Source organism: Kitasatospora sp. NPDC004272 (assembly GCF_053603035.1).
In genome coordinates this window covers 1-26,810 of the sequence record NZ_JBSGET010000116.1, presented here as the reverse complement: position 1 = coordinate 26,810, position 26,810 = coordinate 1, and the positions used below count along the sequence as shown (strand labels likewise).

27 protein-coding genes and 1 pseudogene are annotated in these 26,810 nt (G+C 74.7%); 17 read left to right on the top strand and 11 right to left on the bottom strand.

The window, feature by feature from the left end; all coding sequences use genetic code 11:
* Window positions 1–141: 141 nt before the first annotated feature.
* A complete protein-coding gene (locus tag ACWEO5_RS28850) occupies window positions 142–1,686 on the bottom strand; it encodes an acyl-CoA carboxylase subunit beta (RefSeq protein WP_344556951.1) in 1,545 nt (514 codons plus the stop codon).
* A gap of 518 nt (window positions 1,687–2,204) precedes the next feature.
* Between ACWEO5_RS28850 and ACWEO5_RS28845 the strand changes: the two genes are divergently transcribed.
* The 3 genes from ACWEO5_RS28845 (at window position 2,205) to ACWEO5_RS28835 (ending at window position 4,095) form a co-directional block, all read left to right on the top strand.
* The gene (locus ACWEO5_RS28845) at window positions 2,205–2,906 is read left to right on the top strand and encodes a LuxR C-terminal-related transcriptional regulator (protein ID WP_452165135.1); all 702 of its coding nucleotides are present in this window, start codon (window positions 2,205–2,207) and stop codon (window positions 2,904–2,906) included.
* 251 nt (window positions 2,907–3,157) lie between these two features.
* On the top strand, window positions 3,158–3,922 hold the full coding sequence (locus ACWEO5_RS28840) for an SDR family oxidoreductase (protein WP_452165138.1): 765 nt from the start codon (window positions 3,158–3,160) through the stop codon (window positions 3,920–3,922).
* A gap of 5 nt (window positions 3,923–3,927) precedes the next feature.
* Window positions 3,928–4,095: a hypothetical protein gene (locus tag ACWEO5_RS28835; RefSeq protein WP_452165134.1), complete on the top strand. Its 168-nt coding sequence runs from the start codon at window positions 3,928–3,930 to the stop codon at window positions 4,093–4,095.
* 200 nt (window positions 4,096–4,295) lie between these two features.
* On the opposite strand, the gene ACWEO5_RS28830 is transcribed toward ACWEO5_RS28835, so the two are convergent.
* Both ACWEO5_RS28830 and fabG read right to left on the bottom strand, forming a co-directional pair.
* Window positions 4,296–4,763 (bottom strand): MaoC family dehydratase, encoded by a 468-nt coding sequence (locus ACWEO5_RS28830; protein WP_344556912.1) that lies wholly within the window; start codon window positions 4,761–4,763, stop codon window positions 4,296–4,298.
* Between the two features lie 74 nt (window positions 4,764–4,837).
* Window positions 4,838–5,599, bottom strand: a complete 762-nt coding sequence (gene fabG / locus ACWEO5_RS28825) for a 3-oxoacyl-ACP reductase FabG (protein ID WP_452165133.1) — start codon at window positions 5,597–5,599, stop codon at window positions 4,838–4,840.
* 244 nt (window positions 5,600–5,843) lie between these two features.
* Between fabG and dmpI the strand changes: the two genes are divergently transcribed.
* From dmpI to ACWEO5_RS28775, 10 genes are all read left to right on the top strand, one after another.
* Window positions 5,844–6,026: a 4-oxalocrotonate tautomerase DmpI gene (gene dmpI / locus ACWEO5_RS28820; protein WP_344556914.1), complete on the top strand. Its 183-nt coding sequence runs from the start codon at window positions 5,844–5,846 to the stop codon at window positions 6,024–6,026.
* 74 nt (window positions 6,027–6,100) lie between these two features.
* Window positions 6,101–7,159, top strand: coding sequence for a phosphotransferase family protein (locus ACWEO5_RS28815; RefSeq protein WP_452165132.1), 1,059 nt, complete (start codon window positions 6,101–6,103; stop codon window positions 7,157–7,159).
* Between the two features lie 131 nt (window positions 7,160–7,290).
* Window positions 7,291–8,505: an acyl-CoA dehydrogenase family protein gene (locus ACWEO5_RS28810; protein ID WP_452165131.1), complete on the top strand. Its 1,215-nt coding sequence runs from the start codon at window positions 7,291–7,293 to the stop codon at window positions 8,503–8,505.
* 377 nt (window positions 8,506–8,882) lie between these two features.
* On the top strand, window positions 8,883–10,127 hold the full coding sequence (locus tag ACWEO5_RS28805; RefSeq protein WP_452165137.1) for a beta-ketoacyl-[acyl-carrier-protein] synthase family protein: 1,245 nt from the start codon (window positions 8,883–8,885) through the stop codon (window positions 10,125–10,127).
* Window positions 10,124–12,007 carry a CoA-transferase gene (locus tag ACWEO5_RS28800; RefSeq protein ID WP_452165130.1) on the top strand — a complete coding sequence of 628 codons (1,884 nt, stop codon included), beginning with the start codon at window positions 10,124–10,126 and terminating at the stop codon, window positions 12,005–12,007. The genes ACWEO5_RS28805 and ACWEO5_RS28800 overlap by 4 nt, the downstream gene beginning before the upstream one ends.
* Before the next feature lie 43 nt (window positions 12,008–12,050).
* Window positions 12,051–13,028, top strand: coding sequence for a ketoacyl-ACP synthase III (locus ACWEO5_RS28795; protein ID WP_344556919.1), 978 nt, complete (start codon window positions 12,051–12,053; stop codon window positions 13,026–13,028).
* Window positions 13,029–13,146: 118 nt separating this feature from the next.
* The gene (locus tag ACWEO5_RS28790; RefSeq protein WP_452165129.1) at window positions 13,147–13,845 is read left to right on the top strand and encodes an HAD-IA family hydrolase; all 699 of its coding nucleotides are present in this window, start codon (window positions 13,147–13,149) and stop codon (window positions 13,843–13,845) included.
* A 40-nt stretch (window positions 13,846–13,885) separates the two neighbouring features.
* The gene (locus ACWEO5_RS28785; RefSeq protein WP_452165128.1) at window positions 13,886–14,968 is read left to right on the top strand and encodes an AfsA-related hotdog domain-containing protein; all 1,083 of its coding nucleotides are present in this window, start codon (window positions 13,886–13,888) and stop codon (window positions 14,966–14,968) included.
* Complete coding sequence (locus ACWEO5_RS28780; RefSeq protein ID WP_452165127.1) at window positions 14,958–15,980, top strand: 3-oxoacyl-[acyl-carrier-protein] synthase III C-terminal domain-containing protein; 1,023 nt, start codon at window positions 14,958–14,960, stop codon at window positions 15,978–15,980. The genes ACWEO5_RS28785 and ACWEO5_RS28780 overlap by 11 nt, the downstream gene beginning before the upstream one ends.
* A 1-nt stretch (window position 15,981) precedes the next feature.
* Window positions 15,982–16,803 (top strand): SDR family NAD(P)-dependent oxidoreductase, encoded by an 822-nt coding sequence (locus ACWEO5_RS28775; protein WP_452165126.1) that lies wholly within the window; start codon window positions 15,982–15,984, stop codon window positions 16,801–16,803.
* A gap of 54 nt (window positions 16,804–16,857) precedes the next feature.
* Here the strand turns inward: ACWEO5_RS28775 and ACWEO5_RS28770 are convergent, their stop codons facing one another.
* The 5 genes from ACWEO5_RS28770 to ACWEO5_RS28750 form a co-directional block, all read right to left on the bottom strand.
* Window positions 16,858–17,544, bottom strand: coding sequence for a response regulator transcription factor (locus ACWEO5_RS28770; RefSeq protein ID WP_344556924.1), 687 nt, complete (start codon window positions 17,542–17,544; stop codon window positions 16,858–16,860).
* On the bottom strand, window positions 17,537–18,214 hold the full coding sequence (locus tag ACWEO5_RS28765; protein WP_452165125.1) for a sensor histidine kinase: 678 nt from the start codon (window positions 18,212–18,214) through the stop codon (window positions 17,537–17,539). The genes ACWEO5_RS28770 and ACWEO5_RS28765 overlap by 8 nt, the downstream gene beginning before the upstream one ends.
* 144 nt (window positions 18,215–18,358) lie before the next feature.
* Window positions 18,359–18,952, bottom strand: a complete 594-nt coding sequence (locus ACWEO5_RS28760) for a TetR family transcriptional regulator (RefSeq protein WP_452165124.1) — start codon at window positions 18,950–18,952, stop codon at window positions 18,359–18,361.
* A 244-nt stretch (window positions 18,953–19,196) separates the two neighbouring features.
* Window positions 19,197–19,544 (bottom strand): SDR family oxidoreductase, encoded by a 348-nt coding sequence (locus tag ACWEO5_RS28755; protein ID WP_452165136.1) that lies wholly within the window; start codon window positions 19,542–19,544, stop codon window positions 19,197–19,199.
* A 64-nt stretch (window positions 19,545–19,608) separates the two neighbouring features.
* Window positions 19,609–20,253: a ScbR family autoregulator-binding transcription factor gene (locus ACWEO5_RS28750; protein ID WP_452165123.1), complete on the bottom strand. Its 645-nt coding sequence runs from the start codon at window positions 20,251–20,253 to the stop codon at window positions 19,609–19,611.
* Between the two features lie 330 nt (window positions 20,254–20,583).
* Between ACWEO5_RS28750 and ACWEO5_RS28745 the strand changes: the two genes are divergently transcribed.
* From ACWEO5_RS28745 to ACWEO5_RS28730, 4 genes are all read left to right on the top strand, one after another.
* Window positions 20,584–21,519, top strand: a complete 936-nt coding sequence (locus tag ACWEO5_RS28745) for a ScbA/BarX family gamma-butyrolactone biosynthesis protein (RefSeq protein ID WP_452165122.1) — start codon at window positions 20,584–20,586, stop codon at window positions 21,517–21,519.
* Between the two features lie 220 nt (window positions 21,520–21,739).
* Window positions 21,740–23,179 (top strand): DNA primase family protein, encoded by a 1,440-nt coding sequence (locus ACWEO5_RS28740; RefSeq protein WP_452165121.1) that lies wholly within the window; start codon window positions 21,740–21,742, stop codon window positions 23,177–23,179.
* A complete protein-coding gene (locus ACWEO5_RS28735) occupies window positions 23,176–23,580 on the top strand; it encodes a DUF6009 family protein (RefSeq protein WP_452165120.1) in 405 nt (134 codons plus the stop codon). Before ACWEO5_RS28740 ends, ACWEO5_RS28735 begins: the two co-directional genes overlap by 4 nt.
* 65 nt (window positions 23,581–23,645) lie before the next feature.
* Window positions 23,646–24,527, top strand: coding sequence for an SDR family oxidoreductase (locus ACWEO5_RS28730; RefSeq protein ID WP_452165119.1), 882 nt, complete (start codon window positions 23,646–23,648; stop codon window positions 24,525–24,527).
* A 40-nt stretch (window positions 24,528–24,567) separates the two neighbouring features.
* On the opposite strand, the gene ACWEO5_RS28725 is transcribed toward ACWEO5_RS28730, so the two are convergent.
* The 3 genes and pseudogenes from ACWEO5_RS28725 to ACWEO5_RS28715 form a co-directional block, all read right to left on the bottom strand.
* The gene (locus tag ACWEO5_RS28725) at window positions 24,568–24,969 is read right to left on the bottom strand and encodes a DUF6009 family protein (protein ID WP_344556940.1); all 402 of its coding nucleotides are present in this window, start codon (window positions 24,967–24,969) and stop codon (window positions 24,568–24,570) included.
* Window positions 24,966–26,486, bottom strand: coding sequence for a DNA primase family protein (locus ACWEO5_RS28720; protein ID WP_452165118.1), 1,521 nt, complete (start codon window positions 26,484–26,486; stop codon window positions 24,966–24,968). Before ACWEO5_RS28720 ends, ACWEO5_RS28725 begins: the two co-directional genes overlap by 4 nt.
* Window positions 26,483–26,810 (bottom strand): annotated as a pseudogene (locus ACWEO5_RS28715) (bifunctional DNA primase/polymerase); the annotation flags it as partial. The gene ACWEO5_RS28720 and the pseudogene ACWEO5_RS28715, both read right to left, overlap by 4 nt.

Genomic DNA, 26,810 nt, shown 5'->3' with positions numbered 1-26,810 from the left:
GCGCGGGCGGCGGTACGGGCGCCGGCACGGGGACGGTCGGCCGCGCGGGGACGGCGAGGGCGACGGACGTGGGCGCGGGCGCGGGTGCGGAAGGCGCCAAAGGCGCGGGCCGCGCGGGAGCGGTGGGGGTGCGGGTCGCGGTCATACCGGCTGGTTCCCGTGCTTGCGCTGGGGCAGGTCCGCGTGCTTGGCCCGGAGCATGCGCAGCGAGCGGATGAGCACCCGCCTGGTGTGGCGCGGGTCGATGACGTCGTCGACCAGGCCGCGCTCGGCCGCGTAGTACGGGTGCATCAGTTCGCCGCGGTACTCGGCGACGCGCTCGGCCCGGGTCAGCTCCGGATCGGCCGAGGCGGCGATCTCGCGGCGAAAGACGACGTTGGCGGCGGCCTCGGCGCCCATCACCGCGATCTCGTTGGTGGGCCAGGCGAAGGACAGGTCGCAGCCGATGGAGCGGGAGTCCATCACGATGTAGGCGCCACCGTACGCCTTGCGCAGGATCACCTGGACCCGGGGGACGGTGGCGTTGCAGTACGCGTACAGCAGCTTGGCGCCGCGGCGGATGATGCCCTCGTGCTCCTGGTCGGTGCCGGGCAGGAAGCCGGGCACGTCGACCAGGGTGACCAGCGGGATGTTGAAGGCGTCGCACATCTGCACGAAGCGGGCGCCCTTCTCGGAGGCGTCGATGTCCAGCGCCCCGGCGCCCGCCATCGGCTGGTTGGCGACGATGCCGACGACCTGCCCGCCGATCCGGGCGAGCGCGCACACGATGTTGGGCGCCCAGCGCTCGTGCAGCTCCAGGCTCTCGCCGCCGTCGACGACCTCCCGGATCACCGCGCGCATGTCGTACGCCTGGTGCGGGTCGGCCGGGACCAGGTTGACCAGCGCGTCGCCCCCGTCCTCCTCGTCGTCGGGGCCGCCGTCGTCGGGGGGCAGTTCGCGGTTGTTGGCGGGGAGCATGTCCAGCAGGTAGCGGACGTCCTCCAGGCAGGACTCCTCGTCGTCGTGCAGGAACGTCGAGACCCCGGAGACGGCGGCGTGCACGTCGGCGCCGCCCAGCTGCTCGTGGGTCACCCGCTCGCCGGTGACCGCCTGGACCACGTCCGGGCCGGTGATGTACATCTGCGCGGTGCCGCGCACCATGAACACGAAGTCGGTCAGGGCGGGCGAGTAGGCCGCGCCGCCGGCGCACGGCCCGAGGATCACGCTGATCTGCGGGACCACGCCGGACATCCGCACGTTGCGGGTGAAGATGCCCCCGTAGCCGGCCAGCGCGGTGACGCCCTCCTGGATGCGGGCGCCGGCCCCGTCGCACAGGGCCACCAGGGGCGCCCCGGCCGCCTCGGCCAGGTCCATGACCTTGTGGATCTTCTCGGCGTGGGCCTCGCCGAGCGCGCCGCCGAAGACCCGGAAGTCGTGCCCGTAGACGAAGACCTGACGGCCGTTGACGGTGCCCCACCCGGTGACGACGCCGTCGCCGGGCGGCTTGCGGCGCTCCAGCCCGAAACCGGTGGCGCGGTGCCGGCGCAGCCCCTCCACCTCGGTGAAGGAGCCCTCGTCCAGCAGCATCGCGATGCGCTCGCGCACGGTGCGCTTGCCGCGGGCGTGCTGGCGCTCGGTGGCCGCCGGGTCGGGGCCGTCGAGCAGGGCCGCGCGCAGCCCGGCCAACTCGTCCAGCCGTTCGCGCATGGACGGCGCGGTGTGCCGGAACGAGCGCTCCAGCTCGCCGACCAGGTCGTTCACCGGGTCGGCGGCCGGGCCGTTCACCGGGCCGTTCACCGGGGTGCCCGTCGGGGTGCCCGGGGCGGGGCGGGGGGACGGTGCGCCGGACGGCAGGTCCTGCCGGTCGGCCGTCGGGGATGAGAGCGGTGCTGATGCGGTCATCGGTGCTCCGTAAAGTCGTCCGTCGGGCGGCCACGCTAATCCGATTCGCCGCCCCGACCGCCCCCACCTTCCCCAAGGAAGCCGCAGCGGTCCGTTGGGAACACGCGGGATGCCACTTAAGGGGAAATGCCGAATGCACCCCGCATTCCTCCGCCGGACCATTTCCGGAACCACCTGGGGCGCACCCGGAGGGAGGATCGGAACAACGGGAGCCCCCACCGCCGGAACGGGCGGTAGCGTCGCGGGGAATTCCCCCACGACGACCCGTCACCATTCCGATCCCTCCGGACGGCGTTCCGGAGGACCGGTGAAAGGAAGCGGACATGGCTGATCCGCCGGCGACGCCCTCCTACTCCCGGCACCGCGCGGTGGTGGTGGCGGACCCCTTCCCCGTCCCGCGGGCCGCGATCGCCGCCCTGCTGCGGCGGAGCGGCGCGGCGGACGAGACCGTCGAGGCCGCCTCCCCGCAGGCCGCGCTCGACGCGGTGCGCCGCCTCGACGCGGCCGTGCTGATCACCGAGGTGGACCTGCTGGCGCCCGGGGACGGCGTGCTGCTGTGCCGGCAGGCCAAGGCCCTCGCGAAACCGCCGTCCGTGCTGGTGTTCACCGGCGCCGACGACCCGGCCGTGGTGGCGGCCTGCCTGAGCGGCGGCGTCGACGCCCTGGTCCACCGGACGGCCTCGCCCGAGCGCCTGGTGCGGGCGGTGGAGGCCGTCGCCGTCGGACGCCCGGTGTGGTACCTGAGGGAGCCGCAGCCCGGCACCCTCCCGTTCACCGCCGGGCGCGACCGCCTCCCGGGCATGACCGGCCGCGAGCAGGAGGTCCTCGGGCTGCTGCTCAGGCGCTTCTCCAACGAGGAGATAGCCCTGGAGCTCCATTTGGCGCGGCAGACCGTCAAGAACCACGTGAGCAGCGTCCTGCACAAACTCGGAATGGCCAACCGGCGGGAACTCCTCGGTTCCGTCCGGGGAATCCACGGGTCCGTCCCGGCCGATCCGCTCCGGGTGCCGGCCGCTGCCTCCTGAGTGGTACCCGGGCACCCCGGAAGGGGAATTAAGAACGGCGCCGGGAATTCCTAGGATCGACGCAGGACGAAGGGCCGGACGGTTTCTCCCCGCATCCGTGCCCGCCGTCCGGCACCCGTTCGGCGGCGGTCCCCCCCTGACCGCCGCCGGACCGTCCGCCCGAACCGCCCGCTCGAACCGTCCGCCCGGGCGCGCCCCACCGCGCCCGGGCGGACGGTCCGTCCCGCCCCGCTATGGAGGAACAAGTCGTGATCACCAACTCCGGTCGCTTCCACGGCAAGGTGGCCCTGGTCACCGGCGCCAGCCGCGGGATCGGCCTCGCCGTCGCCCGGCGGCTCGTCGCCGAGGGCGCCCGCGTGTGCGTCACCGCGCGTTCCCCGCAGCCGCTGGCCGAGGCCGTGGCCGAGCTGGGCGGCCCGGAGCACGCCATCGGCGTGGCCGGCCGCGCCGACGACCCGGAGCACCGGGCCGACGCCGTGCGCCGCACCCTCGACGCCTTCGGACAGCTGGACGTGCTGGTCAACAACACCGGCATCAACCCGGTCTTCGGCCCGGTCCTCGACATCGAGGAGTCCGCGGTCCGCAAGGTGTTCGAGGTCAACGTGCTGGCGGCCCTGGGCTGGCTGCGGGAGGCCCGGGACGCCTGGTTCGCGGAGAACGGCGGCGCGGTGGTCAACATCACCGCCGTGGCGGGACAGCGCCCGGCCACGGGCATCGGCGTGTACGGCGCCAGCAAAGCCGCCGTGATCCACCTGACCAAGCAGCTGGCCCAGGAGATCGGCCCGCGGATCCGGGTCAACGCGGTGGCGCCGGCCGTCGTCCGCACCCAGTTCGCGGCCAAGCTGTACGAGGGCCGCGAGGAGGAGATCGCGGCCGGCTACGCGATGGGCCGGCTCGGCACGCCCGAGGACATCGCCGCCACCGCGGCCTTCCTCGCCTCCGCGGACGCCTCCTGGATCACCGGCCAGACCATCACCGTGGACGGCGGGCTGATCGCCGCCGGCGGGGGGATCTGACCCCCGTGGACCCGCGACCGGTCGGGCTCCGGCTGCGCCGGCTGACCTGGCGGCTGGTGTCGCTCCCCCTCCCGGCCCCGCTGCCCCTCCCGGCCCCGTCCGCCCTCCCCGCGCTGACCACCCTCGGCGTCCTGTGGGTGCCGGTTCCCCGGGCCGGGGCGGCCAGTCGCTGATGCCCCGCCCCTGACGCCCCGCCCCGGGAAACCGGGCGCGGGGCCTCGGCGTGCGCGCCGCGGGACGTCGCGGCCCCGGAGCGTCCCGGCGGCCGGGTGGCCGGACAGCCGGACAGCCGGACGGAGCGGAAACGCGTGCCGCCCCCGGGGGGAGGCCGGGGGCGGCACGCGGGCGGTGTGCGGACGGGGAACCGCGCCGTTCAGTCGGCGAGGTAGTAGCGGCTGATCGTCCGGGCCGCGCACACCGGCCGGTCGGCGCCCTCGGCCTCGACCTCCACGGCGAGGACCACCTGGACCCCGCCCGCGACGTCCTTGACCTCGTCGACGGTGGCGGTGGCGCGCAGCCGGGAGCCGCTGGGGACGGGGGCGAGGAAGCGGATCCGGTCGGCGCCGCAGTTGACGCCCATGGTCGCGCCGCCGACCTCGACGAGCTGCGCCTCGAAGGAGGGCAGCAGCGAGACCGTCAGCCAGCCGTGGGCGATGGTGGTGCCGAAGGGCCCGGCCGCGGCCCGCCCGGGGTCGGTGTGGATCCACTGGAGGTCGTCGGTGGCCTCGGCGAACCGGTCGATGCGCGGCTGGTCGACGACGGTCCAGTCGGTGGGGCCCAGCCGCAGGCCCGTCGCGGCGTGCAGGTCCAGCGGGCTGGTGAAGTGCCGGGGCGTTGCCACGGGGTGGTCCTTCCTGCTGCGGTCGGCCGCTGCGGCCGGGTGGGGTGGGGGAGGGGCGGCCGGGCGGGGCCGCTTCAGCCGAGCGGGCCGCCGGCGACGTACAGGACCTGCCCGGAGACGAACCCGGCCCGGGGGCCGGTGAAGAAGGAGACGGCCTCGGCGACGTCCTCGGGGGTGCCGACCCGCTGGACCGGGATCGCGGCGGCGCCGCGGGCCTGGAACTCCTCGAAGGTGATGCCCATCCGGGCGGCGGTGGCGGCGGTCATCTCGGTGGCGATGAACCCGGGGGCGACGGCGTTGGCGGTGACGCCGAACTTGCCGAGTTCGAGCGCGAGCGTCTTGGTGAAGCCCTGCAGGCCGGCCTTGGCGGCGGCGTAGTTGGCCTGGCCGCGGTTGCCGAGCGCGGAGGAGCTGGAGAGGTTGACGATGCGTCCGAAGCCGGCGGCGACCATGTGCCGCTGGACCGCGCGCGACATGAGGAACGCGCCGCGCAGGTGGACGCCCATGACGGTGTCCCAGTCGGTCGCGGTCATCTTGAACAGCAGGTTGTCGCGCAGCACCCCGGCGTTGTTGACCAGGACGGTGGGCGCGCCCAACTGCTCCGCGACCCGGGCGACGGCGGCGGCGACCTCGTCCTCGTCGGCGACGTCCGCGCCGACGGCCAGGGCCCGGCCGCCGGCCGCGGTGATCCGCTCGGCGGTGGCGGCGGCCGCGTCCACGTCCAGGTCGAGGACCGCGACGGCGTGGCCGTCGGCGGCCAGGCGCAGGGCGGTGGCGGCGCCGATGCCGCGGGCTCCCCCGGTGACGACGGCGACGCGCTGCTCGGTGGCGGACATCGGTGGGTCCTCCTCAGTGTCGGGTGGCCGGAGCCTACGGCGGGCCGCGCGGGAAAAGCCGGGGAACACCTCCGAGGAAACACCCGCGGAAAAGCGCCGGTGCCTCTTCCGACACACGGCCGGAATCGATGGGTGAATTCTCCTTGGCCGGTCCCCGGGCGGGCCGTAGCGTTTTCCTCATCCCGGGCGGCCGGGAATCGGGACTCCCCGGGCCCCGACCGCCACCGCATTACTGGAGGATGAAATGCCGATCGTTACCGTCCAGCAGGGCCCGCGCACCGTCGAGCTGAAGCGCGACCTGGTCGCGCGGATCACCGACGCCTTCGTGGAGGCGTACGCGATTCCCGCCGAGACCGTCCAGGTGTGGATCCAGGAGACCGGCCCGGAGAGCTGGGGCGCGGGCGGCAAGCTCATCGCGGACAGCTGAGCGGCTTCCCGAGGTCCTGGACGCACCCCCGGCGTCCGGGACCTCGGCCGCGCCGGTCGAGGAGCCCGTACGAAGTGGAGAGCACATTGGACACCGGCGCACCGCCGGCCCGGACGGCGGCACTGGACGCCGCCCGGCTGTCGGCCTGGCTGGAGCACGCCCTGCCCGCGACGCCCGGGCCGCTCGGCGGCGTGGAACTGCTCGCGGGCGGCCGCTCGAACCTGACCTACCGGCTGAGCTGGGGGGAGCGGGACCTGGTCCTGCGCCGCCCGCCGCTGGGCCACGTGCTGCCGACCGCGCACGACATGGGCCGCGAGTACCGGGTCCTGGCCGCGCTGGCGCCGACCCCGGTGCCGGTGCCCCGCCCGTTCGGCCTGTGCGAGGACACCTCGGTGATCGGGGCGCCCTTCTACGTGATGGAGCTGGCGGTGGGCGGCACCTACCGCAGCGACGCCGACCTGGCCCCGCTGGACGCCGGGGCCGCGGCCCTGACCACGCACGCCCTGGTGGACACCCTGGCCGAGCTGCACGCGGTGGACCCGCGGGCGGTCGGGCTGGACGGCTTCGGCCGGCCCGAGGGCTTCATGGAGCGCCAGGTGCGGCGCTGGCGCAAGCAGTGGGACGCCTCCCGCACCCGCGAGGTCGCCGGCGCCGACGAGCTCAACGACCTACTGGCCGCGCGCCTGCCGCGCTCGTCGCGGGCCGCGCTGGTGCACGGCGACTACAAGCTGGACAACCTGCTGTTCGCGCCCGGCGACCCCGGACGGGTGGCCGCGGTGCTGGACTGGGAGATGTCCGCCCTCGGCGACCCGCTGTCCGACCTGGGCATGCTGTGCATGTACTGGGACGGCTTCGCCGGCATCGCGCGCGCCCCCGTCCCCTCGCCCGGCGTGCTGCCCGGGTGGCCCGACCGGGCGGCGGTGGTGGAGCGCTACGCCCGGCACGGCCGGGTGCCGCTGGACGACCTGGACTGGTACGTCGCGTTCGCCTTCTACAAGATCGCCGCGATCCTGGAGGGCATCCACTGCCGCACGGTGCAGGGGCTGACCCTCGGCGAGGAGTCCGCCGACCTCGCGCCGGCGGTCGCGCTGCTGGTCGACCGCGGCCACGCCGCGCTGCGCGCCCTGGGCTGACCCGGGCCCCGGCGCCCCGCCCGCTCGCGCATCCGCACCGCCCCCGCACCGCCCCTCCCGCACCCCGGCCGCGCCCGCCCGCGGCGCCCGCACCCCCGTACGCGCCCGCGCCCCGATTCGGAGATGACCCGATGGACTTCGCCTACGACGCCCGCACCCAGGACCTCCTGGCCCGCATGCGGGCCTTCCTGGACGAGCACGTGCTGCCCGCCGAGCCCGTCTTCGCCGCCCAGCACCTGGCCGGCGACCCCTGGGGCCGCCCGGCGGTGCTGGAGGACCTCAAGGCGGAGGCCCGGCGCCAGGGGCTGTGGAACCTCTTCCTGCCGGGCGACGAGTTCGGCGCCGGCCTGACCAACCTGCAGTACGCGCCGCTGGCCGAACTGACCGGCCACAGCCCGCAGTTGGCCCCCGAGGCGGTCAACTGCGCGGCGCCGGACACCGGCAACATGGAGGTCCTGGCCGCGTTCGGCACCCCGGAGCAGCAGGACCGCTGGCTCAAGCCGCTGCTGGAGGGCGAGATCCGCTCGGCGTTCTGCATGACCGAGCCGGAGGTCGCCTCCTCCGACGCGTCGAACATCGGCACCCGGATCGAGCGCGACGGCGACGAGTACGTGATCAACGGCCGCAAGTGGTGGTCCTCGGGGGCGATGGCGCCCGAGTGCGAACTGCTGGTGGTGATGGGCAAGACCGACCCCGGCGCGCAGCGCCACCGCCAGCAGTCGATGGTGCTGGTGCCCCGGGACACCCCGGGCGTGCGGGTGGAGCGCGGGGTCACCGTCTTCGGCTACACCGACGGCGCCCACGGCGGCCACGGCGAAGTGGTCTTCACCGACGTCCGGGTCCCGGCCGCCCACCTGATCGGCGAGGAGGGCGGCGGCTTCGCCATCGCGCAGGCCCGGCTCGGGCCGGGCCGGATCCACCACTGCATGCGGCTGATCGGCATGGCCGAGCGGGCCTTCGCGCTGATGTGCGAACGGGTCTCCCGGCGGACCGCGTTCGGCAAACCGCTGGCCGAGCAGGGCGTGATCCGCGAGTGGATCGCCGAGTCCCGGGTGCGGATCGAACAGGCCCGGCTGCTGGTGCTGAAGACCGCCTGGCTGATGGACACCGTCGGCAACAAGGGCGCGCACACCGAGATCCAGGCCATCAAGATCGCCGTCCCGGCGATGGCGGAGTGGGTCCTCGACAAGGCGATCCAGGCGCACGGCGGCGGCGGCGTCTCCCAGGACTTCCCGCTCGCCCAGCTGTGGGCGCACGCCCGCACGCTGCGCCTGGCCGACGGCCCGGACGAGGTGCACCGCGCCTCGCTGGCCCGCCGCGAGCTCAAGCGGTTCCAGCCGGAGTGAACCGGCGCCACCGGGAAGCCGGTCCCCTCCCGGAAGCGGGCGGGAGCCGGCTTCCCGGCGTTCGCGGACCACGCGGCGGACCACGCGGCGGGCGCCGTCCGGGAACCCACCCGGAAAACCACCCGGAAACCCGCCGGGGAAAGCGCCCGGAAAGCACCACCCGAAAGCACCGCCCGGAGAAGCGCCGTCCGAAATCGCCGTCCGGGACCACCGCCCGGTACCCGCGGTACCGGGCGGACCGGAATTCGAGTACCGGAGAGCCCATGGAATTCCCGGTCCGCGTTCGTAGTGTTTCCCGCATGACGAGCAACGATTCCGAACGGAACACCCGTAAGAGTTCCCCATCGTCATTCCTCAGCCAGGGCGCCGACCGCGTCGTGGTCACGGGAATCGGTGTGGTCCTCCCGAACACACTGTCCGTCGACCAGTTCTGGTCCAACATCTCCGGCGGCCGCTCCCAGGTGGGCCGGCTGACCCGCTTCGACGGCGCCGAGGCCGGCCTGCCGGTGTACGCCGCGGCCGAGATATCCGGCTTCGACCACCACCCGTTCCTCCCGGAGCTCACCGACGCGCACGCCGCCAAGTACTCCCGGGAGATCCTGATCGCGATGTCCGCGGTCGCCGAGGCCCGCCGCGACGCCGGACTCGCCACGGGTGACGTGGACCCGCGCCGGCTGGGCATCATCATGTCCTCCTCGCGCGGCCCGTTCTCCTGGTGGCGCGACGTGCTCACCGGCGCGGACCCGGCGGCGTTCGGCGACAAGGGCGCCATGTTCCGCGGCCTGCCCGGCTGCCCCGCCAGCCTCTCGGCCATCTACAACGGCGCCCAGGGCCTGGTCACCACCGTCAGCAACGCCTGCGTCGGCGGCCACCAGGCGATCGGCCTGGCCGTGCGGGAACTGCGCTCGGGCGCGGCGGACGCGATGCTGGTCGGCGGCCACGAGTTCCCGATCGTCCCCGAGGTCGCCGCCTGCTACCGGGCCATGGGCCACGGGGTGATCTCCTCCGAGCGCGAGGACCCGACCCGCGCGGTGCGCCCCTACAGCAACGACCGCGAGGGCTTCGCCCTGGGCGAGGGCTCCGTGGTGCTCTGCCTGGAGCGCGAATCGGTGGCCCGGGCGCGCGGCGCCCGGGTGTACGCGGAGATCCTGTCCGTCGCCTCCCTGAACGAGGCCGCGCACCCCACCACCATGGACCTGACCGGCAAGGTCACCGCGTCCGTGGTCGAGGACGCCCTCGCCGTGGCCGGGCGCTCGGTGGCCGACGTCGACTACTACTGCGCGCACGGCACCGCCACCCGCTACAACGACATCGCCGAGTCCCGGGCCCTGCGCGCGCTGTACCCGCAGCTGAGCGCCGGCAAGCTGCCCCCGCTCAGCTCCAACAAGCCGATCTACGGCCACACCTTCGGCATCGCCGGCATCATCAACACCGCCGCGACCAGCCTGATGCTGCACCACCAGACGATCGCCCCCACCATCAACCTCAGCTCGATCGACCCCGAGTGCGACCAGGACCACGTCTTCGAGGGCGCCCGCCGCACCGAACTCGACCTGGCCGTCTCGATGTCCTTCGCCTTCGGCAGCCAGACCTCCGTGGTGGCCCTGGGAGCGGCGGCGTGAACGCGCCGCTGATCGCCGCGGACCCCGACGCGCTGGTGCGCGCCCTGGTCCGGCCCGGGGACCACGTCCACCTGGCGGGCACCCCCTCGCGGCCCAACGCGCTGACCCACGCCCTGTGCCGGGTCCTCGGGGACCGGGGCCACCTGACGGTCAGCACCACCGCGGTCCACTCCTCCGCGCACGCGCTGGCGCTGTCCGGCGTCGCCGACAAGGTCATCGCCGGCTTCGCCGGGGACACCTACCCCTCCCCCCGCCCCAACCCGCTGTACGAACGGCTGCCGCAGGGCGAGCCGTTCGCGTTCGAGGCCTGGTCGCTGCTGAGCTACGTGCAGCGGCTGATCGCCGGAGCCACGGGCGCCCCGTACGCGGCCACCGGGTCGCTGGCCGGGACGGACCTGGCCGAGGACAAGCCGGACACCCTGTTCCGGGTGCCCGACCCGGCCGACCCGCGGGCCGAGGTCACCCTGGCCGCACCGCTGCGTCCGGACGTCACCCTCATCCACGCGGTGGCCGCCGACGAGGACGGCAACCTGGCGCTGGTGCCCCCGCTGGGCGAGGGCGCCTGGGCGGCCTACGCCGCCAAGCGCGGAGTGGTCGCCTCGGTCGAACGCATCGTCAGCCGCGAGGAACTGCGGGCGATCGCCGACCGGGTGCTGATCCCCGGCACCCGGGTGCTGGGCCTGTGCGAGGCGCCGATGGGCGCCCACCCGCAGGCGCTGCGCACCGGCGGCCTCGCCGGGGTCACCGGCTACCGCGACGACTACGCCTTCCTGGAGGAGATCGTCGACTCCTGCCACGGCCCCGAGCGCGGACGCGACTGGTACCGCACCTGGGTGGAGGGGACCGGCTCGCACGAGGGCTACCTGAACCGCCTGGGCTGCGTCCGGCTCGCCGAACTGGCCGAACCCGCCGAACCGGCCGCCACCGCCGCCGGCCCCGGCTCCGCCCCCGGCACCGGGGCACACCCGCGCGGCCCGGAGCGGCGGGCGGGCCGCACCGCACCCGTCCCGGTGCCCGCGCCCCGCTCACCCCTCGGCCACCAGGTCGCCGCCCGGGCGGCCGGCCGCGCCGGCACCGCGCTGCTGGAGCGCCCCGCCGAACTCCCCGCCCCGGCCGCGCCGCCGCCCCCCACCCGGCAGGAACGCCTGATCGTCCTGGGCGCCCGGGAGGTCGCCGCGCAGGTCCGCGCGCACGGCTACGACACGCTGCTGGCCGGCATCGGCTCCTCGCACATGGCGGCCTGGCTGGCCGCCGACCTGCTGCGCGACGAGGGCCGCGACGTGAAGGTGACGGCCGAGCTCGGCATGTACGGCTTCACCCCGCAGCAGGGCGACGTGTTCCTGTTCAGCCTGCTGCACGCGGCCGGCAGCGAGATGCTGGCGGGCATCCCGGAGATCCTCGGCGGCATGGTCGCGGCCAACCCGCGGGCGCTCGGGGTGCTGGCCGCCGCCGAGATCGACGGCACCGGGACCATCAACACCAGCGTCTCCGGCGACGGCCGCTGGCTCACCGGCTCGGGCGGCGCCAACGACATCGCCTCCAGCACCGACTGCGTGGTGATCGCCCCCTCCTCGCGGCGCCGCTACGTGGAGCGGGTCGCCTACCGCACCAGCCCCGGACACCGGGTCAAGTCCGTGGTCAGCGACTTCGGCAGGTTCGTCCGCGACGCCCCCGAGGATCCGTTCCGGCTGGCCACCTGGCTGTCCGACGCCGACCCGGCGGAGCACGCCCCGGAAGAAGTCGCCCGGCAGGCCGCCCACGCGGTCGCCACCCGCACCGGCTGGAACGCCCGGACCGACACCGCCGTGCCCGAGGAGCCCGTCACCGAGCGGGAGCTCGCGGCGCTGCGCGCCCTGGACCCCGACGGCCGCTACCGCTGACGCCGCCCCTCCCACCCCACACCCCGCACCGAGGAGCCCGACCATGCACACCCGCACCGAAGGCAGCACCTGGACCGGATCCGGCCTCAGGTTCTCCGGCTTCGGCCACTACTTCCCCCGCGAACTGCGCAGCCACCAGGGCGAGGTGACCCTCGGCGGCCGCACCTACCCGCCGGGCGCCGCCGACGAGCTGGGCGTGCGCAGCCTGCACGTCGCCGCCGAGGACGAGACCGTGGAGTACATGGCGGTCCGCGCGGCCCGGGCCGCGCTGGAGGACGCCGGGCACGCGGCCGAGGACACCGACCTGGTGGTCCTGGCCAACTGGACCGACCGGCAGTGGATCCCGGAGATCGCGCCGGGCGTCGCCACCGCCCTCGGCGCGCACGGGGCGCTGGCCTTCGACGTGTGCGGCGCGTGCACGGGCTTCGTCCACGGGGTGCAGATCGCCGCCTCGATGCTGACCGCCCACCCGGGCTGGCGGCGCGCCGTGGTGGTGGCCGCCGACCGCTTCTCCCACCGGGCCCGCCCCGGCACCCGCGGCCAGCTGGTCTTCGGCGACGCGGCCGGCGCGGTGGTGCTGGAGAAGGGCGACCCGGGCGACGGCAGCGCCCTGCTCGACTCGGTGCTCGACTGCGACTCCACCCAGGCCGACACCGTCGCGGCCCGGCCGCCGGAGGGCTGGCTGCGGCCCCGCCCCGAACTGATCGACCTCGCCGTCGGCTCCAGCCTCCGGGTCGCCGGCGACGTGCTGGAGCGCAACGGGCTCAAGACCTCGGACCTGGACTGGCTGGTGCCCCACCCGGGCAACAACGCCATCCACGCCGGGGTGCGCGACGGGCTGGACCTGCCCCGGGAGAAGTTCCTGACCAACTTCGCCACCCGCGGCAACACCGGCTGCGCCTCCATCCCGATCGCGCTGTCGGAGTACCTGCGCACCGGGGTCCTGCACCGCGGCGACCTGGTGCTGTCCACCGCCGTCGGCTCCGGCTGGTACTTCGGCGGCCTGCTCTACCGGCTCTAGCCGGCCCGTGCCCCGCCGACGGCCCGGCCGCCGCCGCGCCCGCCGCGGGCCCCGCCGCCCGCCCGTCCTCCGTCCCGCCCCGTCCGCCGTCCCGCCCCGTCCCGAAGGAGCCCCCGCGGTGTCCTCCCCCCTCTCCTCCCCCGCTTCCGCCGCCACCCCGCCGTTCGCCGTGTGGACCGACTTCGGCGGTGTGCTGACCCAGCCGGTCGACACCACCTTCCGCGAGTTCAGCACCCGCTACGGCATACCGCTGCACGCGCTGAAGGAGTCGATGCGGCTGGTGGGCGAAGCCCACGGCACCGACTCCATGGGCGTGCTCGACATACCGCTGCTCGACGAGGACACCTGGGCCAAGGAGGTCGAGGCGGAACTGGAGCGCACCTTCGGCCTGGAGTGCGACCTGTCGGACTTCGGCGACCGCTGGTTCGCCGGCCGGCCGGCGAACCGGGCCTGGGCCGCGCACCTGGCGGCCTTCCGCGCGAGCGGCGCGTTCGTGGGCCTGCTGTCGAACCTGCCGCCGTCGTGGGAGCGGCACCGCGCGGCCGTCGCCGACGACTCCCGTTTCGACGCCGTCGTCTGCTCCCACCGGGTCGGCACCCGCAAGCCGGAACCGGAGATGTTCCGGCTCGCGGCCCGGCTGGCCGGCGTCGAGCCGCAGGCGTGCGTGCTGGTCGACGACGTCGAGAAGAACACCGAGGGCGCCCGCGAGGCGGGCTGGCACGCGGTGCTCTTCCGCGACGCCGAGCAGGCCGCCCGCGAGGTCGGGGAACTGCTCCGGCAGGCGCTGGACGGCGCGGCCCCCGTCCCCGCCCCCTGAAGCCCCGGCCCGAGCCCTCCCACCTCCTGGAGCCACCGCCATGACCGTCATCACCTTCCCCCTCGACGCGGCCCGCACCGCCGGCGCCCCCCGCGCGGACGCCGCCCGCGGCGCCGGCACCGCCCGCACGGACACCGCCGACCTCGCCACCCAGCGCACCGTCTCCCGGCACCTGGTGCACCGGGCCGCGCTGGCCGAGGTCTTCCTGACCGACTTCCGCTCGGTGGACGCGACGACCTTCCACGCCGCGGCCCAACTGCCCGCCGACCACGCCTACTACGGCGACCACACCGGCAGCCCCGCCATGCACGACCCGCTCGCGGTGTTCGAGGGCGTGCGGCAGATGCTGCTGTGCGCGATGCACCTGCAGCACGACGCGGGCTCCGCCACCAAGTCGATCACCGCGACCGCCCGGATGGAGATCACCGACCCCGAGCCGCTGCGGGCCGCCGGACCGCTGGACCTGGTCCTGCTCGGCTCGGTGCTGCTGGTCAAGGAGTACGAGGGGGCGGTCTCCCGGGTCGTCCACCAGGTGCGGGTCACGGCCGGCGGCCGCGAGGCCGGCACCGTCACCGTCGACACCGCCCAGCGCCCCGACGCGGTCTACCAGAAACTGCGGATGGGCCACCGCGACACGCTGCCGCCTACCTCCGACACCGTCGAGCGGCACACCGGCGGCGCCCCGCTCGCCCCGCACCTGGTGGGCCGCGAGCGCGACGCGAACGTGGTCCTGCGGGACGTCCGGCCGAGCGCCGACGGCGCGGTGGCCCGGCTGCGGGTCCCGGTCGCCCACCCGAGCATGTTCGACCACCCCCAGGACCACGTGCCCGGACCGGTCATGATGGAGGCGGCCCGGCAGGCCGCCCTGTTCGCCGCCGGCGAGCACCTGGGCCTGGCCCCGTCCAAGCTGTTCCTGCGCCGGGTGGACGCCTCCTACCTGCGCTTCGCCGAACTCGACTCCGACATCACCGTGCGGGTCGGACCGGTCGACGGCAGCGTCCCCGGCCGGGTCGGCGCCCGGGTCGACTTCGAGCAGGACGGCACCGCTGTCGCCTCCCTGTACGTCGAGCTGGGCAGCACCGCGGCCCGGCGCCCCGCCGGGGAGGTGCGCGATGCGGTTTGACGCGGTCTACCTCAGCGCCCCGGCGACCGTCCTGGGCGAGGGCTTCCACACCCGCGAGCAGGCCGTCGCCGACGCCCTGATCAGCGCGCAGGACGCCGAGCGGTACGGCTACCGCGGGCTGCCGACCGCCGCGGCGGCCCCGGTGGAGCTCGCCGAGCGCGCGGCCCGGCGCACCCTGGCGGAAGCCGGGGTGCCGGCGGCCGACCTGGGCGCGCTGCTGCACGCCTGGACGCACCACCAGGGCCACGAGTTCTGGTCCCCGGCGCACTACCTGGCCGACCGGCTGGGCGCCGCCGCCGCCGTCCCGCTCGGCATCCAGCAGATGTGCAACGGGGGGCTGACCGCCGTCGACCGGGCCGCGCGCGACCTGGCGGTCGAACCCGGCGCCGGGCCGGCCCTGGTGACCACGGCCGACTGCTTCCCGGCGCCCGGCTTCGACCGCTGGGGCGGGGACTACGGCGTCGCCTACGGCGACGGCGCGACCTCGGTGCTGGTGGACCGGGTGCCGCACGCCGGCGCGGTGCGGCTGCTGTCGGTCGCCACCGTCGCGGTGGCCGCCCTGGAGGGCATGCACCGCGGCAACGCCCCGTTCACCCCGACGCCGGTCAGCGGCACCAAGACGCTGCTGCCCCGGGTGTCGAAGAAGGAGTTCCGCGCCCTGCGCCCGGAGCTGGACTTCGGCCCCGTCGCCTGCCGGGCGGTGGTCGACGTGGTGGGCCGGGCGCTGTCCGACGCCCGGGTCGCGCCCGACGACGCCCGGCTGCGGGCGGCCGGGCTGCCCCGGCTGGCCCGCCACGTGGTGGACGGCCCCTACCGGCTCGCGTTCCTGGCGGCCTGCTCCGCCCCGGTCGTCGACCTGGGCGGGGACACCGGCCACCTGGGCGCCGGCGACGCCGTCGCCAACCTCGCCGACCTGCTCGCCACCGGGGCGGCCGGCCCCGGCGAACTCCTCGTCCTGCTCAGTGCCGGCGCAGGTTTCACCTGGTCCGCCGCCGTTGTGGAAGTGATGTGAGATGACCACCGCAATCCAGACCCAGACCCCGCCGCGCCCCGCCCGCGACACCGCGGCGCTGCCCGACCCCACCGCGATGTTCCGGCTGGACGGCCGCGTCGCGGTGGTGACCGGCGCCTCCAGCGGGATCGGCGCGCACTTCGCCCGGGTGCTCAGCGCGGCCGGCGCCCGGGTCGTGCTGACGGCCCGCCGCGAGGAGCCGCTGCGCCTGCTGTCCGAGGAACTGCCGGGCAGCCTGCCGGTGGTGTGCGACGTGACCCGCGCCGACCAGCGCGAGCAGCTGGTGCGCACCGTCGCCGAGCAGCTCGGCCCGATCGACGTCCTGGTCAACAACGCGGGCCTGTCGGAGGTGGTGCCCGCGGAGCGGCAGAGCCCGGAGAGCTTCGACGCCATCGTCTCGGTCAACCTGTCCGCGGTGTTCGCCCTCAGCAGCGTCATCGGCGCGGGCATGCTCGAACGGGGCCGCGGCAGCATCGTCAACGTGGCCTCGGTCTACGGGATGGTCGGCAGCGGGAGCCTGCCGCAGGCGGCGTACGCGGCGAGCAAGGGCGGGGTGGTGAACCTGACCCGGGACCTGGCCGCCCAGTGGGCCCACCGGGGGGTGCGGGTCAACAGCCTGTGCCCCGGCTGGTTCTGGTCGGAGATGACGGCCGACATGCTGGAGAACGACAAGGGACGCTCCTGGGTCGAGCGCCGCACCCCGATGCGCCGGGCCGGCGAGCTGTACGAGCTGGACGGGGCGCTGCTGTTCCTGGCCGGCGACGCCAGTTCCTACGTGACCGGCAGCGCCATCCCGGTGGACGGCGGCTACCTGAGCATCTGAGCGCCCGGCCCCCGCGGGCCGGGCCGTCCGGACCCCGCCCCGTGGTCCGGGCGCTCAGGCGGCCGAGCGCTGCGACCGCTGCGGCTGGTGCGGCCGGACCAGGCCGGTGGCGACGGCCTTGTTGACGGCGTCTATCCGGGAGACGGCGCCGAGCTTGTCGAACAGGTTCCGCAGGTGGCGCTTGACGGTGCCCTCGGTGATGCCGAGCCGGGCGCCGATCTGGCGGTTGCTCAGGGCAGCCGCCACCAGCGTCAGCACCTCGATCTCGCGGGCCGACAGCCGCCGCTCGTCCGCCGTCCCGTCCCCGGTCCCGGGGTCGGCGGCGCGGCCGGTGGGCAGGGAGAGGGTCACCACCGCCTGCTCGGGGCCGCGGGTCTGGCGCACCGCCGCGGTCATGGTCTGCCACGAGGCGCTCTTGTGGACGTAGCCGCACACGCCGGAGGCGACCAACTGGCGTACCAGCAGCGGGTGGTCGTCGGTGCTGACGATGACGATCCGCAGCCGGGGGCAGTACTGGAGCATGCGGCGCACGGTGGCGACCGGGTCGTCGTTGTGCGGCATCCGGATGTCGAGCAGCGCGACGTCGGGGCGGTGCTCGGCGACCAGCCGCACGGCCGACACGGCGTCCCCGGCCTGGGCGACGACCTCGAAGTCGTCCTCGGTGCCCAGCATCTCGCACACCGCCTCGCGCAGCAGGGTGTGGTCGTCGGCGACCAGGATGCGGATCCGGCGGTCAGTCATGGTCGTTCTTCCTCTCGTCGATCGGGATCCACAGGGACACCTCGGTGCCCTGCCTGGGTGCGGAGGAGACGGTGGCGGTGCCGCCGAGCGCGGCGGCGCGCTCCTCCATGGCGAGCAGGCCGTTGGCGCGGCCGGGGCGCCGGACGGCCGCCGGGTCGAAGCCGTCGCCGTCGTCGCGCACCGTCGCGCAGACCTCGTGCGGGGCGACGGTGACGATCGCGCTGACCAGGCCGGCCCCGGCGTGGGCGAGGGCGTTGCGCAGGGCCTCGCGGACGATCACGAACACCTCGTCGCCGACGGGCCCGGGCAGGCGGCTGTCGTCGCCGTAGACCCGCAGCCGCACCTCGGTCCCGGCGGGGGCGGCGGCGCGCAGGTAGTCGCGCAGCGCCGCCTCCAGCGGCGGCGCCGGGGCGCTCGCGCCGTCGGCGGGCGGGGCGCCGCGCAGGCTGGCGACGAGTTCGCGGGTGGCGCCGAGGGCCTCGGACAGGGCGGCCCGGACGTCCTCCAGCCGGCCGCTCCGGCTCTCGGCCTGGCTCGCCGGGGTGTGTTCCAGCAGGTCGAGGCGGCGCAGGACCAGCGCCAGTCCGCTGCCGATCCGGTCGTGCACCTCCCGGGCGACGAGCGTGCGCAGGTCCGCGTCGGGGACGGTACCGATGGAGGTCACCGTCATGGCTGTCCGCCTTCCTCTGTCATCGCTGTGGACCGTCCCCCAGCCGCATCAACACAATAGCGAATGCTCGCTTTGTTTTACAGGGCTACTTTGGATCGGCATATGCTGATCGTGACGGGCGTTCTCCTGCGGCTCACGACCGGCTCACGACGCGGCGATGCCCCGCTCCAGCAACTCCCACAGCCGCGCGGACTGCAGCGGGTACACCCCGCTGCCTTGGCCGCGCACGGCCGCCTCGACACCGACCATCAAGTACTGGACCAGCGCCGCGACCTCCTCCGGCTCGGCCCGGGGGGCGAGCAGGCCGGCCCGGGCGGCGCGCGCGAACTGCAGCTGTACGGCCACCGCCCACTCCACCATCCACCCGGGGCCCGCGCCCTCGCGCTCCCGCAGCAGCCGCGCCGCGCCGCGCACCCGGTCGTCCCGCTCCAGCGCGCCGACCAGGTCCCGGGTCAGCAGCCGTGCCGCCTCCAGGGGTTCGGCCCCGGCGATCGCGGTCTGCGCGATCAGGGCCCGGACCACGTCGCGGGCCTGCCGCTGCACCTCGTCGGCCAGCGCCGACTTCGAGGGGAAGTGGAAGGTCAGCGCCCCGAGCGAGGCGGACGCCTCGCCGCTGATACGCAGCAGCGAGGCCCCGCCGAAGCCGTCGCGGTCGAAGGTGCGGGCCGCGGCCCGCACCAGCTCCGCCCTCGTCCGCTCCGCGCGGACCGACCGTTGCCCCTCACGTGCCCGCCCCATGGCCACACGTCCCTTCCGGCGCCGGACGGCCCGGTGCGCCTCTGTTCACGGGATGACTGTAGCGCCGCAACCCCGCAAAAACAAAGCGGTTGCTCGCTTTATTCTTGTGGAGCGCCGATCCGAGGCCGGAGCCCGGGTGGGGAGGGATGCGGGGGCAAGGCGGGCGGGACGGGCGGAGCGGGCACGCCGGAGCCCGGCCGCGCGTCCGTCCAGGCCGCGCGGCCGGGCTCCGGCCCCGGCGGGCTCAGATGGCGGTGGCCCCACCGTCGACGGCCATCGCGCTACCGGTGATGGAGGAGGAGCGGCCGCTGCACAGCCAGGCGGCGGCCGCCGCCACCTCGACCGGCTCCGCCCAGCACCGCTGGATGCTGTTGGAGATGAAGGCGTCGCCGAGTCCGGGTTCCACGGCCGGGGCGGCCCGGATCATGTCGGTCATGGTGCTGCTGACCGCGAGGGCGTTGACCCGGATGCCCAGGTGCCCGTACTCCGCCGCGGCCTCCTTGGTCAGGCCGATCACGGCGTGCTTGGCGGCGACGTGGGCGGCCGGGACGCCGGTGGCCGGCAGCCCGGCGACGCTGGAGGCGTTGACGATGGATCGTTCCGTCCCGGGTCGAACGCCCCGGCGCGCGGTCCGGCGCCCGCGCGCGGTGCCGGGGTCAGCTCCCGGTGGCGGCGGCGGTCGCGTACAGGCGCGCGCCGCTGAGGTCGATCCGGGCGACCACGGCGGGCACGGCGACGCCGGGCAGCACCATCTGCCACATCCGCACCAGGCGCTCGGTCAGGTCGGCCCGGCGGGTGGCGGCCTCGGAGTAGATCTGGATGCCGGTGCAGCAGGAGACGATGTACTCGGCCAGTTCGTGGACGTCGACCCCGGCCTGGAGCTCGCCCCGCTCGGCCCCGGTGCGCAGGAAGCCGGCCAGGATCTCGGTCCAGGCGTCGAAGGTGGTGGCGTCGTGCAGTTCGAGCGCGTCCCGCTCGACGCCGAGCCGCACCCCGGCCCGCAGCACCGAATCCGTCCGCAGCTGCCTGGCCCACAGCAGCGTGGTGTCCACCGCCCGCTGGATGCCCTCGGACTCCAGGTGCGGTACGACCGTCTGCTGCTGGGAGGCGGCCACGGCCGTGGCGAGCGCCTCCTTGTTCTTGAAGTGGAAGTACATCGCCCCCGGGGTCAGTCCGGCCCGTTCCAGGATCTTCGCGACGCTGGCGCCGGCGTAGCCGGACTCGTCGAAGGCCTCCGCCGCCGCCATGAGAAGGGCGGCGCGGGTCTGCACCGCCCGCTCCTGCTTCAGCTCTTCACGCACCGCGATCCCTCCAAAACGTTAAGAACGATCGCTATCGTATCGAACTTCACCTCTCCTCAACTTATCTTCTCTTTACTTTTCTTTACCTTTTCTTGGTAAACTCCCGAGCCGGATTGGCGCCTTCCTCCTAGGCTGCATGTCCGAATTGACCGCTATGTAGGGTTTTTTAGTCATCTTGAGGGTGGCTGGCTTGTGACCATCGACAGAATCGACATTCTCCACCGTTATCAAAAAGTTACTCGATCTCTGTGACAATAAACCGAGCACTCGTTATGTTGTGCTGGTCGGGGCGGCCTCCGCCGCCCCTGTTCTGACCCAGGGGGGCTTCGCATGTCCACGGATCTTGAGCACGACACGACCGTCACCACCGACCTCTCCCGCACCATCGCGACGCTGGTGCACAAGAGGAACCCCTCCGAGGTCCTCCCGACCCGCTGGCACGAGGGCGCCCCCGGCACCCACCACGTCACCGCGGTGCTGCCCGACGACCACTGCATCTACCGCGCCCCCCACGCCGGCCTCGACCCCGTGCTCGTCGTCGAGGCGTTCCGCCAGGCCGTCCTGCTGCTCGGCCACGCCGAACTCGGGGCGCCGGCCGCGGACCGCCAGACCTGGATGGACTTCGAGGCCGCCTTCGACCCCGAGGGCCTCGCCATCGGCCCCGGCCCCACCGAGATCGACCTGCGGATGACCGCCTCCGACACGGTGCGCCGCGCCGGACGGCTGGCCTCGGCCAGGGTGCGGGCCGACATCACCGCCGACGGACGCCCCCTGGCCACCGCGGCCACCTCGTTCACCAGCCAGTCCCCGGCCGTCTACGCCCGGCTGCGCGGCGAGTACGCCGACCTCGAACGCTCCGTGGCCCGCGCCGTCCCGCTCGCCCCCCCGCTGTCCGCGTCCGGCGCCGGCCGCCAGGACTTCCGCGACGTGGTCCTGTCCGCCACCAACTCCCCGACCTGCCACCAGCTGCGCGTCGACGTCACCCACCCCGGCCTGTTCGACCACCCCGTCGACCACGTCCCCGGCATGCTCCTGCTGGAGGCCGTCCGCCAGGCCGCTTACACCGGCCTCGGCACCCCCGCGGCCGACCTGGTCGCCCTGCGCTGCTCGTTCAAGCGCTACACCGAACTCGACAGCCCCTGCTGGCTCCACAGCACCCGGCTGTCCGACAGCGAGTCGGGCGACGCCCGTTTCTCGGTCACCGCCGTGCAGAACGGCCGGCCGGTGCTGGCGGCCACCGCCGCCCTGCGGCCCCGCCGCGCCTGACCGGCACCCTGCCCGCCGCGGCCCGGCCCGCCGCGGCCCGCCGAAACCACCGCACCGTCGAGAGGAAGCGACCCATGCGCCCCGAGCACTCCGGCCCGCCCCGGGCGGCCCAGGGCCGGCCCGTGCGCCCCGCCCGCGGCCCCGCGGACGGCCGCGGACCCCGCTTCCCCGCACCCCCGACCCCTCTCCGGAACCCCCACGACCGCCGGGGAGGACACCAGTGAGCCGGGTACCGCGCGCCTTGCCGGCCGACGCGCGGTACCCGGCCGCGGCCGGCGCCGCCGCCGCGACCCGCCCGGCCCCCGCACCCCGGCCCGCCGCCGGGTACCGCCCGACCTGGACCGACCCGCTGGACGGCGCCGCCCGGCTGTTCGCCTCGCTGTACGGCGACAGCTTCCGCCACGTCCCGGGCCTGGGCTGGTACCGCTGGTCCGGCCACCGCTGGCAGCCCGACGCCGAGGGATCCGCCCTGTGGGCCGCCGGCGAGATGGCCGACGCGCTGACGGCACCCGCGTTCGAACACCGCGGCGCCCCCCTCCTGCACGGCCTGTCGGAGAACGTGCTCTCCACCGACGGGATCACCGGCCTCCTCGACCGGGCCCGGCACCTGCCCGGCCTGGCCGCACCCGCCTCCCGCCTCGACAGCGACCCGTACGCGCTGTGCACCCCGGCCGGCGTCGTCGACCTGCGCACCGGCACGCTCACCGCGCCCGAACCGCACGGACACCTCCACTCCCGGTCGACGAGCGTGGGTCCGGCGGACACCCCCACCCCGCGCTGGGACCGCTTCCTGGCCGACACCTTCGGCGAGGACGCCGCCGGCCGGGAGACCACCGGCTTCCTCCACCTGCTCCTCGGCCGCTCCCTCACCGGCCGGGCCGAGCAGCAGGTGATGCCCTTCCTCGTCGGATCCGGGAAGAACGGCAAGTCCGTGCTGACGGACGTCCTGATGAAACTGCTCGGCGACTACGCCGACGCCGCCCCGGCCGGCTTCCTGATGGCCCGCCCCTTCGACGAACACCCCACCACCCTGGCCGAGTTGCACGGCCGCCGCATCATCGTGTGCACCGAACCCGACCCGGAGGACCGCTTCGACGAGGCCCGGGTGGAACTGCTCACCGGCAACGGCCCCGTCACCGCCCACCGGATGCGCCGGGAACCGTTCACCTTCGCCCCCACCCACACCCTGTGGCTGCTGGGCAACCACCTCCCGCGCGTCGCCAACGGCGGAGACGCCTTCTGGCGCAGGATGCGGCTGATTCCGTTCCCGAACGTGGTGCCGGACGAGCGCAAGATCGACAACCTGGCCGGGGAGCTGGTCGCCGAGGAAGGACCCGGCATCCTCAACTGGCTCATCGAGGGCGCCCGCCGCTACCTCGGCGGCGACCAGGACCTCACCGGCCCCGCCGGCGTGCGCACCGCCACCACCGCCTACGCCGAGACCGAGGACCACACCGCGCGCTTCCTCGACCAGCACCTCGCCGCCGCGGACGACCCGGCCGCCCGGACCCGGCTCTACCGCGCCTACCAGGACTGGTGCGGCACCGAGGACGCCGCACCGGTACCCCGACGCACCTTCGCCGCCCGGGTGGACCAGACGCTCTCCACCGTCCGCGGCACCGGCCCCCGAACCACCGACCCCAGGGGAGGCACCCGATGAGCGCCCTGATCGAGCCCGCCGAACTCGCCGACGAGAGCGAACTGGTGTGGCTGGAGGACATCACCGCCCTCGACTACGTCCGCCAGAGCCTGGACCGGCTGCCCGACCGCCACGACCGGCCCCGCCACCAGCGCGCCGGCCGACTGGTCGGCTACGCCGTGCTCCACCCCGACGCCCCGGCCTCCCCCGCCTCGGGCACGTTCCGCCGCCGGGTGTTCTGGCTGCTGCCGCACGACCGCGACACCCGGCCCGAAGGGCCCTACGCCTGCGGCGCGCCCTCCGAGTCCGTGGACCCCCGCACCGTCGGCCCCGGCTGGCGCGGCAGCCAGACCCCCCGCTGCGTCGCGGCCGCCGACCGCCCCGCCGCCTGGCAGGACAGCCCGGGCCTCCCGCCCGGCTGACCGGAACCGCGCCCCGCGCGCACCGCACTCCTTTCCGAGAACCGATGACTGACAAGGTGAAGAGAATGATCCTGGTGACTGGCGGCAGCGGCACGGTGGGGCGCAAGATTCTGCGCCGACTCCCCCAGGACACGCCGGTGAGGGTCCTGAGCCGCAGCGGCACGGGCGTCCCCGAACGCCCCGGCAACCCCTTCGAGGTCGTGCGCGGCGACTACGACCGGCCGGCGAGCATCCACGCCGCCATGGCCGGCGTCGAGACCGTGTTCGTGGTCACCTGCGACCCCTGCCGCCCCTGGCAGGACGAGATCCTGGTCGAGGCCGCCGCCGCGGCCGGCGTCCGCTCCCTGGTCAAGCTCTCCGCCCTCGCGGTCGAGGACCAGGGCGCGCACGACCTGGTCACCCGCTGGCAGCGCGACAACGAGGAGCTCATCCGCACCTCCGGCATGGAGTGGACCTTCCTGCGGCCGCGCGCCTTCATGACCAACACCCTCGGATGGGCCCGGACGATCCGCGAGGACGGCGTGGTGCGGGCCCTGGGCGGCGCCACCCGCAACGCCTGCATCGACCCGCGCGACGTGGCCCGCGCCGCCGTCGAGGTGCTCACCAGCCCCGGCCAGCACGGCCGCACCTACGCGCTCACCGGCCCCGAGGCGATCAGCCCGGCCCAACAGGCCGACGCCATCGGCCGGGCGCTCGGCCGACCCGTGCGCTTCGAGGAACTGCCGCCGCACGAAGCCCTGGCCGGCCTGTGCCGCCGCTACCCGCTGCCGGTGGCCCAGGCACTCCTGGAGAGCGCCGAGCGCCAGCACGCCGGAGCCAAGACCCGGGTGAGCACCGACCTGGCCGCCCTCACCGGACGGCAGCCCACCGACTACCTGACCTGGGCCCACGACAACGCCCACGCCTTCGGCACCACCGGACCGCGCACGCTCACCACTGCGGCGTAGCCCGGCCGCGCCGGGCCCCCGCCGGAACGGGGGCCCGGCCTCACAACGGCAGCGTGATCCCCAGTTCCCGCATCGCACTGGAGGGCGGCCCGCCCTCCGAACGCTCCGTCTTGCGGCCCCGCGTCCCCGGCGCCAGCGTCCCCGGATCGACCGCCTCCGCCGGAGCCCCCGTGGCGTACAACCCCTCGGGCCGGGCGTCGCGGTCGTGCGGCAGCAGCCAGAACACCCGCCGCCGGAACGTCCCCGAGGACCGCGACGCCTTCGCCTCCCGGCCCAACTGCGCGTACCCCACCAACCGGCCCGCCCGGTGGTACGCGGGCCGGCCGCGGCGGTTCGGCAGCCGGTCCAGGCTCTGGCGGACGTAGTCGAGGGCGCTGATGTCCTCCAGCCAGACGAGTTCCGCCTCGTGGACGAGTTCGTCGTCGCTGATCAGGGAGCTCACGGCTGCTGCTCCTGTCCGGTGAGGAGACCGACTCCCGGATAGTACTTGCGGCTGTTGGACAGGACCATTTCCTTGGGGGAGCCGAGGCCGACGAGTTCGCGGGCGCGCTGGGCGAAGGCCCGGGAGGACAGGGCCACCGCGCCCTCATTGTGGCACCAGGTCCGGTACGCGGCGTACAGGGCGGTCTGCTCCGCCCGCTGGTCGGGGTGCACGGCACAGGACTCGTCGAAGAACCGCGCGGTGTGGTCCTCGGTCTCGGCGTAGGCGGTGGTGGCGATCCGCACGCTGGCCGGGCCGGTGAGGTCCTTGTCACCGCCGAGGTAGCGGCGGGCGCCCTCGATGAGCCAGTTGAGGATGCCGGGTCCTTCCTCGGCGACCAGCACCCCGGCCAGGTTGTCGATCTTGCGCTCGTCCGGCACCACGTTCAGGAACGGGATCAGCCGCATCCTGCGCCAGAACGCGAACCCCCCCGTACCGACCTGGGGCCGGTGGTTGCCCAGCAGCCACAGCTTGTGGGTGGGCGTGAAGGAGAAGAAGTCCTGGCGCATCCGGCGCGCCTTGATCCGGTCCCCGCCGGTCAGCATCTTCACCCGGGCCTCGTCGAACCTGTCGTCCGGCTTGACCTCCGCGCAGACCACCACCCGGCGGCCGTGCAACTCCGCCAGGTCGGTGGGATGGCCCTCGAAGGGACGCGCCATCAGGAACCCGGGCGGAGCCGCGTCCGCGTAGTCCCCGAGCAGCTTCATCAGGACGTCCAGCAGCACGGACTTGCCGTTCTTCCCCGACCCGAACAGGAACGGCATCACCTGCGCGCCCACGTCCCCGGTGATCGAGTAGCCCAGCAGCAACTGGAGGAAGCCGGCCATCTCCCGCCCCGCCGCGTCCTGGCCGAAGGTGTCGGCCAGGAACCGGTCCCAGCGCGGAGTGGGCGTGTCCGCCGGACCCACGCTCGTCGACCGGGAGTAGAAGTCCTTGTCCGGCTCGGACCTGCGCACCACCCCGGTGCGCAGGTCGACGACGCCGGCCGGCGTGCACAGGACGTACGGGTCGGCGTCCAGCTGCACGGCGGACAGCACCATCCCCGGAGCCGACTTCGCCTGCGCCAGCATCGCGTTGATCCCGGCGGTGGACAGCGACCGCCGACGGTGCTGCTGCAGCGCCTGCATGGAGAACAGCCCGCGCGGATCCTGCACCGCGATGCTCTCCGCCAGGTCCCCGGCCGCCCACAGGATGGTGTCGTCCTCGTCGGCGGTCCACCGGGTACCGTCCCAGCGGTACCAGCCCAAACCCGGGACGTGCCGGTAGTCACCCGCGTACAGGCGAACGAAGAGCTTCGCGTTGCCCCGGTCGGAGAGCGTGTCGGGCAGCAGGCCCCGCGCCGCGGCCAGCTGCTCCGCGACCGGCACGAGGGCCGGTACGGACGGCTCCAGCACCCGCGTCTGCTGGGCGAGGATCTGCGCGGCCACGGCCTGCGGATCGAAGCCGAACAGCGCCTCGGCCCCGGAATCGAAACTCAAGGCCGCCTCCCGGGGCGCAGCGGGTGGCGCTCGCCGGCGGCGAGGCCACTGCGGATGATCTGCTCGGCCCGGCGCTCCTGGCCGGGACGGACGGCCTCGGCGACCGCCCGCAGCAGCCGCCCCGCCTCCGCCCGGTCCAACTCCCCGGCCGCGACCAGGCCGCCGAGCGTGAACGCCGAACGGTTCAGGACGGCGGAGAAGCCCGTCCCCTGCGGAGCCAGCCCGCACTCGGCGACCCGCTCCACGGCCGCGGCCACCAGCCGGGCCGTTCCGGGAGCCGCCCCGCCCGCCGCGAGCACCGCCTGCCGGGCCCGCGGCGGCACC